Origin of the sequence: Grimontia sp. SpTr1 (assembly GCF_947387585.1) — a bacterium.
GTDB classification, from domain to species: domain Bacteria; phylum Pseudomonadota; class Gammaproteobacteria; order Enterobacterales; family Vibrionaceae; genus Enterovibrio; species Enterovibrio indicus.
On the sequence record NZ_CANDOD010000003.1, the window covers coordinates 249,961 to 264,250 of the forward strand.

15 protein-coding genes are annotated in these 14,290 nt (G+C 48.3%); 9 read left to right on the top strand and 6 right to left on the bottom strand.

Annotated features, from left to right (window positions below; genetic code table 11):
• Positions 1 to 234: 234 nt before the first annotated feature.
• The 3 genes from QL223_RS07830 to QL223_RS07840 all read left to right on the top strand — a co-directional run bounded on the left by QL223_RS07830 (position 235) and on the right by QL223_RS07840 (position 3,815).
• Positions 235 to 1,761, top strand: a complete 1,527-nt coding sequence (locus QL223_RS07830) for a DUF1800 domain-containing protein (RefSeq protein ID WP_281544382.1) — start codon at positions 235 to 237, stop codon at positions 1,759 to 1,761.
• The gene (locus tag QL223_RS07835) at positions 1,758 to 3,062 is read left to right on the top strand and encodes a DUF1501 domain-containing protein (RefSeq protein WP_281544383.1); all 1,305 of its coding nucleotides are present in this window, start codon (positions 1,758 to 1,760) and stop codon (positions 3,060 to 3,062) included. Before QL223_RS07830 ends, QL223_RS07835 begins: the two co-directional genes overlap by 4 nt.
• Before the next feature lie 180 nt (positions 3,063 to 3,242).
• On the top strand, positions 3,243 to 3,815 hold the full coding sequence (locus QL223_RS07840) for a class I SAM-dependent methyltransferase (protein WP_281544384.1): 573 nt from the start codon (positions 3,243 to 3,245) through the stop codon (positions 3,813 to 3,815).
• 123 nt (positions 3,816 to 3,938) lie between these two features.
• On the opposite strand, the gene QL223_RS07845 is transcribed toward QL223_RS07840, so the two are convergent.
• The gene (locus QL223_RS07845; RefSeq protein WP_002535063.1) at positions 3,939 to 4,610 is read right to left on the bottom strand and encodes a type 1 glutamine amidotransferase domain-containing protein; all 672 of its coding nucleotides are present in this window, start codon (positions 4,608 to 4,610) and stop codon (positions 3,939 to 3,941) included.
• A 118-nt stretch (positions 4,611 to 4,728) separates the two neighbouring features.
• Between QL223_RS07845 and QL223_RS07850 the strand changes: the two genes are divergently transcribed.
• Positions 4,729 to 5,622, top strand: coding sequence for a LysR family transcriptional regulator (locus QL223_RS07850; protein WP_281544385.1), 894 nt, complete (start codon positions 4,729 to 4,731; stop codon positions 5,620 to 5,622).
• A 95-nt stretch (positions 5,623 to 5,717) separates the two neighbouring features.
• Here QL223_RS07850 and punC read toward each other — a convergent pair whose 3' ends face one another.
• Positions 5,718 to 6,929: a purine nucleoside transporter PunC gene (gene punC, locus QL223_RS07855; RefSeq protein WP_281544386.1), complete on the bottom strand. Its 1,212-nt coding sequence runs from the start codon at positions 6,927 to 6,929 to the stop codon at positions 5,718 to 5,720.
• Between the two features lie 100 nt (positions 6,930 to 7,029).
• On the opposite strand from punC, the gene punR reads away from it, so the two are divergent.
• The gene (punR, locus tag QL223_RS07860; protein ID WP_281544387.1) at positions 7,030 to 7,932 is read left to right on the top strand and encodes a DNA-binding transcriptional activator PunR; all 903 of its coding nucleotides are present in this window, start codon (positions 7,030 to 7,032) and stop codon (positions 7,930 to 7,932) included.
• 5 nt (positions 7,933 to 7,937) lie between these two features.
• Here punR and QL223_RS07865 read toward each other — a convergent pair whose 3' ends face one another.
• The 3 genes from QL223_RS07865 to QL223_RS07875 all read right to left on the bottom strand — a co-directional run bounded on the left by QL223_RS07865 (position 7,938) and on the right by QL223_RS07875 (position 10,286).
• Entirely contained in the window at positions 7,938 to 8,318 is a 381-nt protein-coding gene (locus QL223_RS07865) for a rhodanese-like domain-containing protein (protein ID WP_002535067.1), read from the bottom strand.
• 52 nt (positions 8,319 to 8,370) lie between these two features.
• Complete coding sequence (locus QL223_RS07870) at positions 8,371 to 8,739, bottom strand: sulfite exporter TauE/SafE family protein (protein ID WP_281544388.1); 369 nt, start codon at positions 8,737 to 8,739, stop codon at positions 8,371 to 8,373.
• Positions 8,740 to 9,068: 329 nt separating this feature from the next.
• A complete protein-coding gene (locus QL223_RS07875; protein WP_281544389.1) occupies positions 9,069 to 10,286 on the bottom strand; it encodes a DUF418 domain-containing protein in 1,218 nt (405 codons plus the stop codon).
• Positions 10,287 to 10,582: 296 nt separating this feature from the next.
• Here QL223_RS07875 and QL223_RS07880 point away from each other — a divergent pair, with 296 nt between their 5' ends.
• On the top strand, positions 10,583 to 10,891 hold the full coding sequence (locus QL223_RS07880) for a DUF1272 domain-containing protein (RefSeq protein WP_281544390.1): 309 nt from the start codon (positions 10,583 to 10,585) through the stop codon (positions 10,889 to 10,891).
• Positions 10,892 to 10,930: 39 nt separating this feature from the next.
• Entirely contained in the window at positions 10,931 to 11,236 is a 306-nt protein-coding gene (locus tag QL223_RS07885) for an NIPSNAP family protein (protein WP_281544391.1), read from the top strand.
• Positions 11,237 to 11,304: 68 nt separating this feature from the next.
• Here QL223_RS07885 and QL223_RS07890 read toward each other — a convergent pair whose 3' ends face one another.
• Positions 11,305 to 12,639, bottom strand: coding sequence for an aminotransferase class I/II-fold pyridoxal phosphate-dependent enzyme (locus QL223_RS07890; protein ID WP_281544392.1), 1,335 nt, complete (start codon positions 12,637 to 12,639; stop codon positions 11,305 to 11,307).
• Positions 12,640 to 12,748: 109 nt separating this feature from the next.
• On the opposite strand from QL223_RS07890, the gene QL223_RS07895 reads away from it, so the two are divergent.
• On the top strand, positions 12,749 to 13,609 hold the full coding sequence (locus QL223_RS07895) for a LysR family transcriptional regulator (RefSeq protein ID WP_281544393.1): 861 nt from the start codon (positions 12,749 to 12,751) through the stop codon (positions 13,607 to 13,609).
• 36 nt (positions 13,610 to 13,645) lie between these two features.
• Complete coding sequence (locus QL223_RS07900) at positions 13,646 to 14,263, top strand: LysE family translocator (RefSeq protein WP_281544394.1); 618 nt, start codon at positions 13,646 to 13,648, stop codon at positions 14,261 to 14,263.
• The last annotated feature ends 27 nt before the right edge of the window (positions 14,264 to 14,290 follow it).

The window sequence follows — 14,290 nt, forward strand, 5'->3', positions numbered from 1 at the left end:
CCAGTTGTGGGAATGAAACCCCATAGAACATGTTGGTGTAAAAAATCAAATAAACGCATGGCTCATTTATTAGAAAATATTTATTTTCTGAATATGTAGTCCAGAATTAAGACCAAAACATTTTTTGATTAGAAAAGTATGAATATTCTCATTTGCATAACACCTGGTGTTAAAGTCGGACAGCCTCTCAAAGGAGAGTGGTCCGTTTGCCTCGGCAAATTGAGGGTATTTGATATGCAGTTTGATTCTTTTGCACATGCTTCGCGTTGGTTGGATCTCGCGACTTTCGGTCCTAAGAAAGGCGAAGCAAACATTTTAATAAATAAGCGCGCTAAAACTTGGTTTGATGAACAAGTAGCACTTCCAACGACATCCCACGTAGAGCAATGCCAGAAGCAATTTGTGGCGCAGGGCTACGGGAAGAGACCTTCAAAGTCCACCCGTGTAAGAGCCTGGCTGGATGTCGCATTCTACTCTAAAGACCAACTTCGCCAACGTGTCGCCTATGCGTTGTCACAAATCTTCGTCGCGTCGGATCAAGATCCGAATCTGGCCAACCATGCGCCAGCTATCGCGAACTACAACGATCTTCTTTGCCAGCATGCGTTTGGCAACTTCCGTGACCTCCTGAAAGATGTATCCGTGTCACCGGTGATGGGGCAATACCTGTCTATGGTCGGTAACAAGAAAGGAGACCCAGCTTCAGGTCGCCGCCCTGATGAAAACTACGCCCGCGAGATCATGCAACTCTTTTCAATTGGACTTTATGAGCGTGATCTGGACGGTACCTACTATCTGGATGGTAACGGCAAGCCAATTCCTTGTTATACCGAAAAGGATATTCAGGAACTGGCACGCGTCTTTACAGGTTGGAACCACGCGGATGCGGATCTGATGGTGCCGATGGTGAATAACGCTGTTGACCATGACCGCGGTGAAAAATCAGTGCTGGGGCATCGTTTCCCGAAAGACATGCCAGCAGAGCAGGAAATGGATCAGGTCATGGATATGTTGCTTCATCATCCATCGACTGCACCTAATATCTGTCATGGTCTGATTCAACGAATGACCACCTCGAATCCATCTCCTGACTACGTTCGCCGTGTGGCTGAGGTATTCCTCGATAACGGTATGGGTGTGACGGGTGACCTGAAAGCGGTCGTTTGGGCCATTTTGACAGACCCGGATGTTTACACCGCAACACCGACGACTATGAGTAAGGTACGTGAGCCCTGGTTGTCTCTGGTGTCTATATATCGAGCCCTGGATGTTAAACCGGGTGCTGGCAGCACAGTGGTGGAAACTGATTTGGTTTATTTGAAAACCTGTAATCAATATCCACTGGGTTCACCGTCGGTATTTAATTTCTTCTTGCCAGACTATGCACCTAAAGGCGTAGTGAAAGAGAATAATTTGGTCGCGCCAGAACTACAAATCGTTGACTGGTCACATATTATTTATGTTCACAACTTTATTTACGGTCTTATTCGTCTGAATCTTCAGAAATTAAGCGCGCCTTTGGCTAAAGAGCTTTATATCAATGTTGAAGAATTTAAATCATTGATTGCCGCTAAAAATATCGAAGGCTTTATCCAAGAAACATCAGAACGCTTTTTCAATGGCGCGATGCCTACTCCACTAAAACAGGAACTTCGTAAGCATTATAACGGGATGGACTTGAACCCGGGCAAATGGGTACAGCGTTTACTGTTTATTGCTCTGGCATCACCATACTTCCACGTTCAGGAGAACCGCGCATGAAACTGACAAGAAGACACTTCATCAAATCTCTGGGTGCAGCGGGTGCGACGGTTGCCGCTCCAATGAGTTTCAGCGTAAAAGCGAATGGCGCAGAAGATTACAAAGCTCTAATTTGCGTTTTCCTCGCTGGCGGTAACGATTTTTTCCATCAGGTACTGCCACTGGACAGCACCAACTACAATAAGTACGCGTCGTCACGTAACTCCACATTAGTTTCGCGTAGCCAGATCAACCCTTTGAATATCAAGGATGCCAATGGTGTGCAGTTTGGTCTGCACAAAGCGATGTCACCCCTGATGCACCTCTTTAACCAAGGCAAAGCGAATATCGCCCTGAATGTGGGTCCACTTCTTGCTCCAGTTACTTCGGATGATATAGCAGCAGACCGCGCAGAGCTTCCTCCTTTCCTGTTTGCGCACAACAAACAACAGGAAGTTTGGCAGCACAGTTGGATGGGGCAGGACTACAGTGAAAACGGTTGGTTGGGTATGTCAATGGATGTACTGTCGCGTAGCTATGGTGGCTTGCCGAACGCGTTCCACACTGGTCCAAATACCCTGTTAGATGCCTACGATTCTGACAAGATCTTCGTTAACAAGAACGGTTTTGAGTCGTTTAACATGCTTCAAAATGCAGCGATGCGCTCTAGTTACGAAGACAATGCCAACCAATACTATGATTCGCCACTGACGGCAGGTTATGCCGAAGCGGTAAAACAAGCCATGTACGCGCAGGATCAGATGAGCCCTGTTGTCGATTCCATCCCAATGGACACCCGTATTCCAGGCTCCAATCTGGGTATGCAGCTGCGTGCGGTGAAGCAAATGATTGAAGGTGCGCAGTTATTGGGTCATAACCGCCAGGTATTTTATGTGTCGCTGGGTGGTTTTGATACTCATGACAATCAAGTTCGTCGTCAGGATGAACTGATGAGAGAGTTTTCTGAGGCGATTGCAGCACTGTATGCCACATTGGATGAGGAAGGGCTCACTGATAACGTACTGACGTGTACTTTGTCGGAGTTTGGCCGCACGATGCACGATAATTCGCGCGAGGGAACCGATCACGGTTGGGGTGGTGGTCACTTCATGTTTGGTGGAGGCACTACGTCGGGGACTTGCTTCGGCACTTACCCAGACTTTACCCGCGGTGGGCAGGATGACAACGGTCAAGGTCGCCTGATTCCTAAAATCGCCCATGAGCAATATGCTGCGCACATGGTGAAATGGCTAGGAATGAATAACGCGGGATTGTCTACCGTGTTCCCGAACCTCCACCGGTTTGGCGGCCCAATGGCATAAGCCTCTTCTCAGTCTATTCAAAGCCCGCAGTAGCGGGCTTTTTCGCTTTGGGGCCAGAGAAAAATCATAAGAACCGATGAAAATGTCGAAATTAGAAAGGGTTTTGGTCCAACTGAATAGATTCATTTTATAAAATGCCATACCATTTCCATAGATTCACTACGTAGTAAGGGTACTAAAATGAGCGAAAGCTGGGATGATCTGGCGGCGGGATGGGATGAAAACGAAGCCGTCATTGCCTTTTCAGAGAAAGCTTTCGGCACCCTTTGTGAAGTCATCGAGATCCGCGGCGCACAAGTACTGGATTTCGGTTGTGGTACCGGATTGCTGACTGAGCAACTCGCCCCTCGTGTCACTTCAGTGACGGCAATTGATCCTGCCACCAAAATGGTCCAAGTGTTGGAGGATAAAGGCTTTGGCAATGTCACTACGGTGGTGGGTGAGGTAGACGAAGATTTTGTTCGTGACTGTCGCCAATCAGGCAAACGCTTTGATGTGGTGGTGGCCTCTTCAGCGCTGGCTTTTGTCCCTGATTATGCTGAAACCATTGAATTACTGACCATGCTGCTCGCCGACAAAGGTGTGTTGGTTCAGTGGGATTGGGAGAAAGTGGGGGACTCCAGTGTGGGCTTCTCTTCAACTGAAATTGAAGATGCTTACGAAAGTGCAGGGCTTAATGTGGTTTCCATCACCCATCCATTCTGCATGGGAGACATGAGGGTCATCATGGCAGTGGGACAACGGGAAGCCTAATCAGTTAGTCCAAAGCGCATGCAAAAGTAAACGCCAGTGTCGAGCAGGCAGTGGTTTTGCTCTTCACTGACGTTTGATTTTTTTGCTAATCGCTTCCTAGGGGCTGTTGACCTTTGGTGATGATTATTTCAGAAGCTCAACCATGGCTTCACCTACACCATGTGCACTCGCAGGGTTTTGGCCTGTCACTAACTTGCCGTCAGTAATCACGTGAACGCCCCAAGGTTGGATCTTGCTGTATTTTGCAGCCTTGCGCGTCAAAGACTCTTCCAGCAAGAACGGAATATCCTTGATGGTGCCGAAATCTACTTCTTCCTCACGGGTAAAAGCGGTCACTGTTTTGTCTGCAATCAACGGCTGACCATTGCTCAACGTGATTGGCAACAAAGCCGCAGGGCCGTGACAAACTGCACCCACAACACCTCCATTTTCATAAAGCTTGGCTGCAAGACTTGCCGTTGGAGCATGCTGCGCAAGGTCAGAAAGCAGACCAAAACCACCTGGGTAGAAAATCGCGTCATAGTCGTCGGCATTCAACTGGCTAACCGGAATAGTGTTCTTTACACGAGACTGGAATTCATCGTTGTTGAAAACACGGCTGTTAACGTCGTCACCTTCCATATCTTCACCATAGAAAGGCACTTCGCCGCCATTGATAGAAGCAACGTCGTAGGCAAAGCCAGCTTTTAGAAATACGTCCAGCGCGTGAGTCAGCTCTGGTGCGTATGTGCCGTTTGCCTGGTCTGTGGTTCCAAGTGTGGCGTGATTCGTAACAATGATCAGAATCTTTTTCATGCTGTAATCCTTTTAACTTGAGCGGGTGCAGATGGTTTGGGTATTTACTCTATACTTTCGCTAATTAGGTGATAATCCATTAATATGGAAAACCGACTTTGCTATATGGCAATAATCAATGAAGAAACGCTCACTCAGTTTTGAAGGTATTGTTGAGTTCGTCACCGTGGCTGACACAAAGGGATTCAGTGAGGCGGCACGGCGACTGAACTGTTCTGTAAGCCATGTATCCCGGCAGGTTTCCCGTTTGGAAGAGCGCTTGGGAACGGCGTTATTTGCCCGCTCCACAAGGTCCGTAAAACTGACGGAAAATGGGCAGCAGTATTATCTTCAATGCCAAGAGTTGGTAAGTGGTCTTTCTCAAGCCAATGAAATGGTGACTGGCGCGCAGTTTGATTTGCAGGGAACGTTGCGAATCAGTATGGCAGGCTCTTTTGCTGAACAATTTGTCGCGCCTGCTTTGGTGGAGTTTGCCAAGCTCCACCCGGAACTCGCCGTTGAGTTGGATTTCAGTAGTCGCCACGTGAATTTTGTTGAAGATGGCTTTGATTTTGCCATTCGCTACGGGCGTTTGCAGGATTCCGGGCTGGTGGCACGAAAGCTGGCAAACAGAAACTTGATGGCTGTTGCTGCGCCAGAATACCTGTCAGCGAAGGGCGAACCAGAGAATCCTCAAGCATTGGCAAAGCATTCATGCCTCATTACCAATAACGACACTTGGCTTTTCGAAAGGAATGGTAAAGAGATGCCGATAAAGGTATCTGGCCGTTTCCGGTGTAACAATGCGAATGCCATGGTTGAAGCTTGTAAAGCGGGACTAGGCGTTGGCTATATGCCGAAAAGCAGCTTTCAAAAGGCGGTTGAAGAAGGGAGCTTGGTGCCTGTTCTCGAACCTTACTGGACGAAGAATATTACTTCGTGGGTGGTGTATCAAAATCGCCGATTCTTGCCTCTCAAAGCCCGTCTTGCTATCGACCACCTGCTCGAGCATTTCAAAGAGTGGAACGAATAACGCAGAGAGTAAGATGAAAACCTAGGGTCAGCAGACCCTACAAACAAAAATACCGCCTGCGTCATCGCAGGCGGTATTTTAAATTGGATAGCTTCCTAAGCCGCTTGAGGCGCGTCTTCAATCGCTACGCGGTTAGCGTTCCAGCTCAGCATCAGACCCAGCGCCACACTTGCGCCAGCACCCATCATTACTGCTGACACCGTCAACAGACCGTGGATTGCCAATGCAGATACCACGCCACTTGCTACGAAACAGATCATTGTCTGTAGGAAGTTCAGTAGACCCGCTGCCGTTGCGCTACAGGTTTTGAACTCTTCCAGTGCTTTGTTTACGACGATTGGGTAAATCGCACCATTCGCCGCTGCCAAGAAGCAGAATGGGATCAGTACCGGCCAGATGTTGGTCACATCAGTCTGCCAAGACACCGCGAAAATGATTGAAACACTCGCGATGAACAGACCCACGAACCACGGCAGAAGCACAGAACCATCAAACTTGTTCAAAAGTGCGCGACAGCTGTAACCACCGACAATGAACGCGATAGTTTGTGGTACATAGCTCATGCCGATGTCAGCGCCGCTGTAACCCATTTCTGTCATCACGAACGGAGAACCAGTCAGCCAAGCAAAGAACGCTGCAGAACAGCCTGCGAATACCAGCATGTTGCCAACGAACTTACGCGAGCTGATGATGTTCTTGTAATCGCTAACCAGTTTCGCACCCAGCTTCTCGTCGCTGTTGACTGCCGGCGCACTCTCTGTCTGACGCAAGGTCGTGATCACCAGCACCGCACCCAAGGCAACCAGTGCGATGAAAATGCTTCGCCAGCCAAACTGAGATTCCAGTGCCGCACCCGCCAGTGGCGCAAGGGCAGGAGACAAAGCGACCAATGGCATGATGGTAGCGAACACACGTTGAGACGTTTTGCTGTCGTAACGGTCGATAACTACCGCTTGCCAAATCACAGAAGCAGAACACGCACCCAGTGCCTGTACAAAACGTGCAGCCAGGAACACTTCAATGCTGTCAGCCATAAAACAGGCTGCAGTTGCAGCGCTGAATAGCGCCATACCGCCGACCAGCACTTTGATGCGGCCGATGCGGTCAGACAGTGGACCATAAACGATTTGACCCAGCGCCATGCCCAACAGGAACACGGTCAGCGAAAGTCCAATCATGGATTGAGTTGTACCCATCTCAAGGCGGATGTTTTCAAAAGCGGGCAGGTACATATCAGTCGCCAGAAAACCGAGCATGCTCAGACCAGCAAACCAAATCATTGTTGTCATAGGAACAGTATTTTTCATTTTACTTATCCGTTGTTGCAATATGCGCGCAGTCTACTGCTAGCGAAAAGCGCTGTGAAACGCTAAAATTTCCACATTGCTTTCAAAAATTTTGATTTGTATGTTTTCCTATCAAGATCTGCAAGTTATCGATGCTGTTGCGCGTCGTGGTAGCTTTTCCGCTGCAGCCGAAGAATTGCACAAAGTTCCCAGTGCGGTGAGCTATACCGTCAGGCAGATGGAAGAGAAGCTTGCTGTGAATTTATTTGAGCGATTGCACCGCTCAGTCAAACTCACGCCCGCTGGCGAGTTCTTCGTGCAACAGGCAAGAGATTTGATGAAGCGGATGGACGAGATACGCGATCAAACCCAGCGTGTTGCCAACGGTTGGACGCGAAGTGTCTCTCTGGCACTGGATAACGTGGTGCGTGAAGATCGTGTCGATTCTTTGGTTCGGGACTTCTACGATGCTTTCCCTGACGTGGAATTACTGCTGACCATGGAGGTGTTCAATGGCGTGTGGGATGCACTGGCGTACGATAGGGCAGACATAGCCATAGGCGCGACAGCGGCGGTGCCAGTTAGCGGAAACCTAAGTTATCGCGATATGGGTATTCTCACCTGGCGGTTTGTGGTTTCGAAAGACCATCCTCTGGCGGCAGAACCTGAGCCTCTCAGACATGAACAATTGCTGGCGTACCCTGCAATTTGTCTGGAAGACACCTCCCGCATTCTTCCCAAACGAGCCACCTGGCTGCTCGATAATCAGCGTCGCCTCACTGTACCCAACTGGCACAGTGCGATTCAGTGTTTTCGTTCAGGATTAGGGATCGGAGCCATGCCTTCGCATATGGCTCAGCCGTATCTAGAAAGTGGGGAGCTGGTTGAGAAAACACTGGTAGAGCCCCCGGCCAAAAGCCCTTGTTGTATTGCATGGCGCTCAGACAAAGAAAATCCGGCGGTGAATTGGATTTTGGATTATCTGGGCGATGCAGAAAAAGCGCACCGGGAATGGTTGGAATAAACCGATTAACTTTGCGTTACCAACGGATACCCCGCAGAAGACCATTGGGTAATTCCCCCTTTCAGTGAGCTCACGTTATTAAACCCCATTCTCCTTAAAGACTCTGTTGCTAAAGCTGATCGTGAGCCTGAACGACAGTAAAGAACGATAGGGGCATTAGAGACATCTTCTACTTTCAAAATATTATTAAGGTGTGCCACGAGATTCATTTCCAGTATTCCTCTGGGAATAGCATGTGCACCGTAGATAATGCCGCTATCCAATTCGTTGGGCTCTCGCACGTCAATGAGGACAACGTTATCTGCGTTTTCGCTGAGCTGCTTTGGTGTTATTTCTTTGATTTTGCCTTTAATAACATCGACGAATTGCTGGCTGGTTAAGAGCATATCTTTTCCTCTCACAATATTTGATTGAATACAAAAACGGTAGAAATGATCATTAGTAGCGCTCCAAACAAACGTGAAATGTGTGTTTGGGGGAAGTGATTGCGAAGCCTGTGTCCAAACAACACAGAGCAATCAGTTGGGCTGTAACAGGAGCGATGACGGCAACTTCAGCGCCTGAAAATGCGCCTAGAACACTCGGTACACCGAATGCCAACAGGAGATGAATGTCGATATTTTTGGTGAAAGGGTTCTTTAGTGAGGATAGGAGGCTAAGAATACCGACAACAACCAGGGAAGACATGATTGCTTCTTTTTCTGGCATACCTGTACCGTATACGAATACTGGTATGGTAATGATGGCGCCTCTCGAGCCTAAAGTTGCTAGTGAGAAACTGATAAAAAGTGCTCCAAGTAACCCCATTCCCTTGTCTCATTAATTAGTAATCGTATTGATAAAACACTAAATGATGAGAGTGGCGCTCAACAACTTATGAAACTTTGTTTGCTCGACAAGGGATTGTTTGCCACTGGGTGTTGACTAATTTTATTGGACACCAACTAAGTTAAATTTACTGGCGTCTGAGTGGCTGGCTGAGGGTATATTTCGCAGTTTTAAAGTATTTGGCGTGGTTATATGGGGTTTATTATCCTTCTGCGTTGATGGAGCCCAGTTGACTCTAGAGTTTTGCCTCAATAAACAACCGCCGGCAAAGATCTCTTTGACGGCGGTATCCGAATTAGCCGTTTAAATTACACCTTGGCTTGATTCAACTGACTGGTCATTTTCTTACCCAGCGCCAACCGCCTCCAAATCTTCTCAAGTGGCCCCATTCGGTGATGTCTCAGCCAGTAGTTGGCAAACAGCACTTGGACCACACTCATTATCACAACGATGCCAATCAATGGTGCGCGATTTAGCGTGCCGTACAGATCTGGAAGTAGCCACTGGAAAATCGCCACGGCAATGAATGATTGCGAAAGATATAGCGTAAATGCCATGCGCCCACAGGCTGCGAAAGGTTGCACAATGACCGACCGTCTTTCCACCAACCAAATCAGCAGTTTTGCATAGCACAGCGAAAGGAGCGGAGACATGGACATGTTGAGCAACTGCAATGTCAGGCCTAGCTCTTCGTTGAAGCCAATTTCGTTTCTGAAGTTCACTAAAAATACCGATGCAAAAGCGGTTAAAGTGCCGACTACACACCAGATAATTAAACGTTTTGATGAATTGAAGAAACCTGTTTTATACAGCCCCATACCAATCAGCATCAAACCGCCGACATGGAACATCAGCACGGGTAAGCCAGATATATAAACGCGGTAATACATTTCTAAACGCAAAGGGATCTGTTCAAAAAAGTAATTGCCAGTAGCGGCTTGAATGAGTTCGGCTGCTTTGCTTGGAGAAACGGGAAGGTAGGTGCCCATAATGGGAGGCGGGGTTTCTTCCGGCGGCGCAAATGCAATAGCTGCAGAAAGCGCTAAAAAGAGCAATGCGGCTAATGAAACGAAGAAAACACCCAAAATCAGCTGGGTGCGTGCTCGCCAGTTAGCGGCGCGGAAGAGAACAAGACCTGTGATGGCATAAACAAACAGGACATCACCTGGCCAAATGAAAGCTGCATGAAGTAAACCAATCACAGCAAGCCAGAACAGTCGTCGTGAAATCCACTTGCCCGCAGATTGCTGTTTGCGCTGCCAACTCTCCGTTTGAATGACCAAGCCAACCCCAAATAGCAGACTGAACAGGCTCATAAAGCGTCCATCAACGAATATGGCTTGGAAGGTATACACCGCCATGTCCATATCAGTCGCCGTTCCTTGCCAATCTGGAGCGTGTAGCGCTAAAGCCGGCAAAGCTTGCTGGGCGAAAATGTTCATAAACAAAATGCCAAGAATCGCGATACCGCGGATGACATCGAGACTGAGTATCCGTTCTGCTGGGTTGGGAGGTGCAGTTGTCATTTCACTTCTCTCATTCAAATGATTAAAAACTGTGCAGTGACATCTATATGGAACTCATTTCATTGATTCAATGAGATAAATGTGTTTTTGCGGATACGGTAAGCAATGTAACTGGACGAATGATACATGGCTCTACAATTCATCAAGTGAATGTCATGGGTTGCGGTTTTTATTCTTCTTATCAATACCCTGCAGAAAAATTGATGTTTCTTTCCGTGGCTTAGGTGAATTCAGTCGGTAGTATTTGATGGAAGTGACTGCTTTGATGCATCACTTCTATGAAAAGGAATTTGCCCATGCTGGAAATCAGACCTAACTGCGAATGCTGTGATAAAGACCTACCGCCTGATTCAACCGAGGCGATGATTTGCACTTACGAATGCACTTTCTGTGCGACCTGCGTTGAAGACATTCTTTCTAACGTTTGCCCAAACTGTGGCGGTGGATTTATGCCCAGGCCTATCCGTCCAAAAACAGTGCGGCGTGAAGGGTTAAGTATTCATCATCAACTGCCTTCAACTAAACGAGTGCATACGCCTTACACCATTGATGAACTCAAAGCATTTGGTAAGCAGTTTAAACATATTGCGCCTGAAAACCGCTAATGCCAGCAACAGGTGAAAACGAAAAACAGGGAGAGTGAAATGGTTACGTGTTATCTCAGATATGTCATCGACCCGACGAAAACTGCAGAGTTCGAGCAATATGCAAAGATGTGGATTCCTTTGGTGAACAAGTTTGGCGGTCAGCACAACGGATATTTTCTGCCTTCTGAGGGGGCGAATAATATCGCGCTGGCGTTGTTCACGTTTCCGAGCCTTGCGGAATACGAAGTGTATCGCACCAAATCGTTTGATGATGAAGCCTGCAAAGCGGCTTTCAAGTTCGCAGAAGAGACTGCCTGTATCGTGAGTTACGAACGCAGTTTTTTCCGCCCCGTTTTTGAATAGGCCTCAAACCTGCCCAAAAAGAGAAAAGCGTCGGGAGAAATTAGTTTCTCCCAACACACTGGCAAATATTAACTGTGAACATAACGCATCGTCGTAAACTCTCGGCGAAATGCGGAGACCGCTTTAGCAATTTCCTCATCAGGCTTTCTGCCTAACAATGAATCGGCAATATGCTTGGCCACTTCAGGCATGTGCTCCGCAGTGAAACCAGCTCTGACAATCTCTGGTGTGCCAAAGCGAAGGCCGTTCATGTCGCCTTCTACCGCTTCAATTGGCAGACCAATTCCGCATGTGAGGATATTCGCTTGGCGCAGCTTCTTCGCCATGGTTTGCCCACCACCGAAAGGTGCTGCCTGAATGGCGAACTGATGAGATTCAGAGGGAGTTTGACCATTCGGGCCAGTTACTCGGAAAACTGGCAGTCCTTCAGCCTGACATGCACGAGCCAGCGCTTGATTGGCTTCAATCATGGCATTGGAATAATCCGGGCCGAACGTCTTCCAGTCCAGCAGCGACACTGCGAGTGCGGCAGATTTAGCGGCATCAAAGTTCGCGGTCAAACCCGGGAAGGCGATGGCATCAATACGTTCCATTAGTTCGGCATCGTTCGACACAATCAGTCCACCTGGAGGTCCACCCAAGCTTTTGTAGGTACTCATGGTCATTAGATGAGCGCCTTCATTCAGCGGGTTTGGCCAGCTTTTACCAGCAATGATTCCGCATTGGTGTGCTGCATCGAACAGCACTTTGGCACCCACTTCATCGGCAATGGCTCGTATGTCTGAAACAGGGTGGGGCAATAGATTCAGGCTTCCGCCAATGGTGATCAATTTGGGTTTGAGGGCGTGTGCTTGCTCTCTCAGCGCATCTAAGTCGACGGTGTAGTGCTCGGCGTCCGCTTTCATTTCGACAATATTGAGCCCATATAGCCCCGCTGCACCTGCATTGTGGTGAGTGACATGACCACCGATAGGAGCCGGTGGAACGAGAATGGTGTCGCCCGGTTGTGCGGTCGCCATAAAGGCGTAAAGGTTTGCCATTGCGCCAGAGGCGACGCGGATTTCAGCAAATTTGGCATCGAAAACATCACACGCCAACTGCGCAGCGATGATCTCGATTTTCTCGATGGCTTCCAGTCCCATTTCATACTTGTCGCCGGGATAGCCAAGAGAAGGGCGCGTACCAATACCTGTTGCCAACAGTGCTTCCGCTTTTGGGTTCATGATATTGGTGGCCGGGTTGAGGTTGATGCACTCTCTTTCGTGGATGTTCCGGTTCTCATCGGAAAGCGCATAAATAGCTGCGATGATGCCTGATTCGTTTAAGGTGCCGATGTTGGCTACGGTGTCTTGTGCGTAATCATTGATGCTTTCTGCTACCCAAGGCTTCTTATGAAATGTCATTTTTGCCGTCCTTGCTCTGTTTCGTGATGTATCTATCTCAACGCGGAAGACCATTTCGCTCAAATGGATTATTTTTTGTATAAGGCAAAAATAATTTTGGGCTTAACTCATGCGTTCTGTTCGCTTTCCTCAACTTCCTCCTTTAGATGCGCTGGTGGCTTTTGAAGCTGCTGCCGAACATGAAAGTTTTGCAAGAGCTGGCGAAGAGCTATTCCTGACTGCATCTGCAGTGGCGTATCAGGTCAAAAAGCTCGAAAGTCATTTAGCCGTCTCTTTGTTCGCAAGGCACGGAAAAGGTGTTTCACTCACTCCCAAAGGCAAAGAATTTTTAGTGCTGGTTAAGCAAGCGCTCAAAGGTTTTGAGGAAAATGTCGAACGGATTCGCCATGGAAACTTAAGACCGGTTCGCTTGTCGACGCAGCATGCGATTGCTCAGTTCTGGTTGCAAAAGCGTTTGGGAAGTTATCAGCATGATTTCCCAGAACATGAATTGGAAATCACCGCTGTCTCGACCGTTTCTGGTCAACCGGAAGATACCGATCTTGCGCTGGGTTATTTCCTTCACGATCCTGGCCGGCGCTGGCAAAAGCTATGGAGCGAGACTCTATTACCTGTTAGTGCCCCTAATTATGTAGGGAAGGATGATCCCGTCTTTTACCAAGACATGCACTGGCATGATGATTGGCGGTTTTGGCAAGACAAGTTCAGTAGTATCCAAGCGCGAACGCGTCGTTCCAGTTTGTATGCTTTATTGCTGCAATCGGTCTTGGACGGGCAGGGAGCGATGGTTGGGCGGGGTTCCCTCCTGCAGGATTACTTGGAGCGCGGTGAGCTGGTGCCTTGGCCGGACGATTCAGTGAATCAGGTGGAAAGTGGTGGATACTATCTTTATCGAAGCGCCGCCTGTGATGATCATCCTGTGGCCAATCATTTCTATGAATGGTTGACGGCGCAGTGCGCTTCCCGATAGGGTGAAATTTCAACAAAAACACGGAAAGTCACACTAATGGAACTGATCACCTTTCTGTTGTTTATCCCCGCCTGCTTTGCTTTAAACATGACGCCGGGGCCAAACAATCTGCTCGCGATGAATAATGCCCGTTGTTATGGCTTTCGGCCTGCGCTGGTTGCCAGCTTTGGCCGAATAGCGGCCTTTGCGGTAATGATTGCTTTAACCGCCTCTGGTTTGGCGGTCATCCTCTACGCATCGGAAAAGGTCTTTCTGGCGATAAAGCTAGTTGGCGCCATGTATCTGTTCTGGATCGCTTTCCAACTTTGGCGGTCAACGTCGAGCCCGGTAAGTGATGTAGAAGCAGATAAAAAGGTGAAAGCATTGCTTCAACAAGAGTTCGCACTCGCTGCTGGAAACCCAAAGGCCATCCTTATTTTTACTGCGTTTCTGCCGCAGTTTGTTGACCCGTCTGCACCCATCAATCAGCAGTTCTTTATTCTGGGTTTGACATTCTTGGTGCTGGAAGTGGTCGCGATTTCTATGTATGCGCTCTGCGGTATTTATCTTCGCCAATGGTTTAGTAAGCCTAAAATGGCGCGCTGGTTTAACCGCGGATGTGCTGCTGTGCTTGGCGTGTCAGGTGGCAACTTGCTGATGATGAATCGAAGCTGATTTTGGGTTGTTTGGCTATATGTAGAA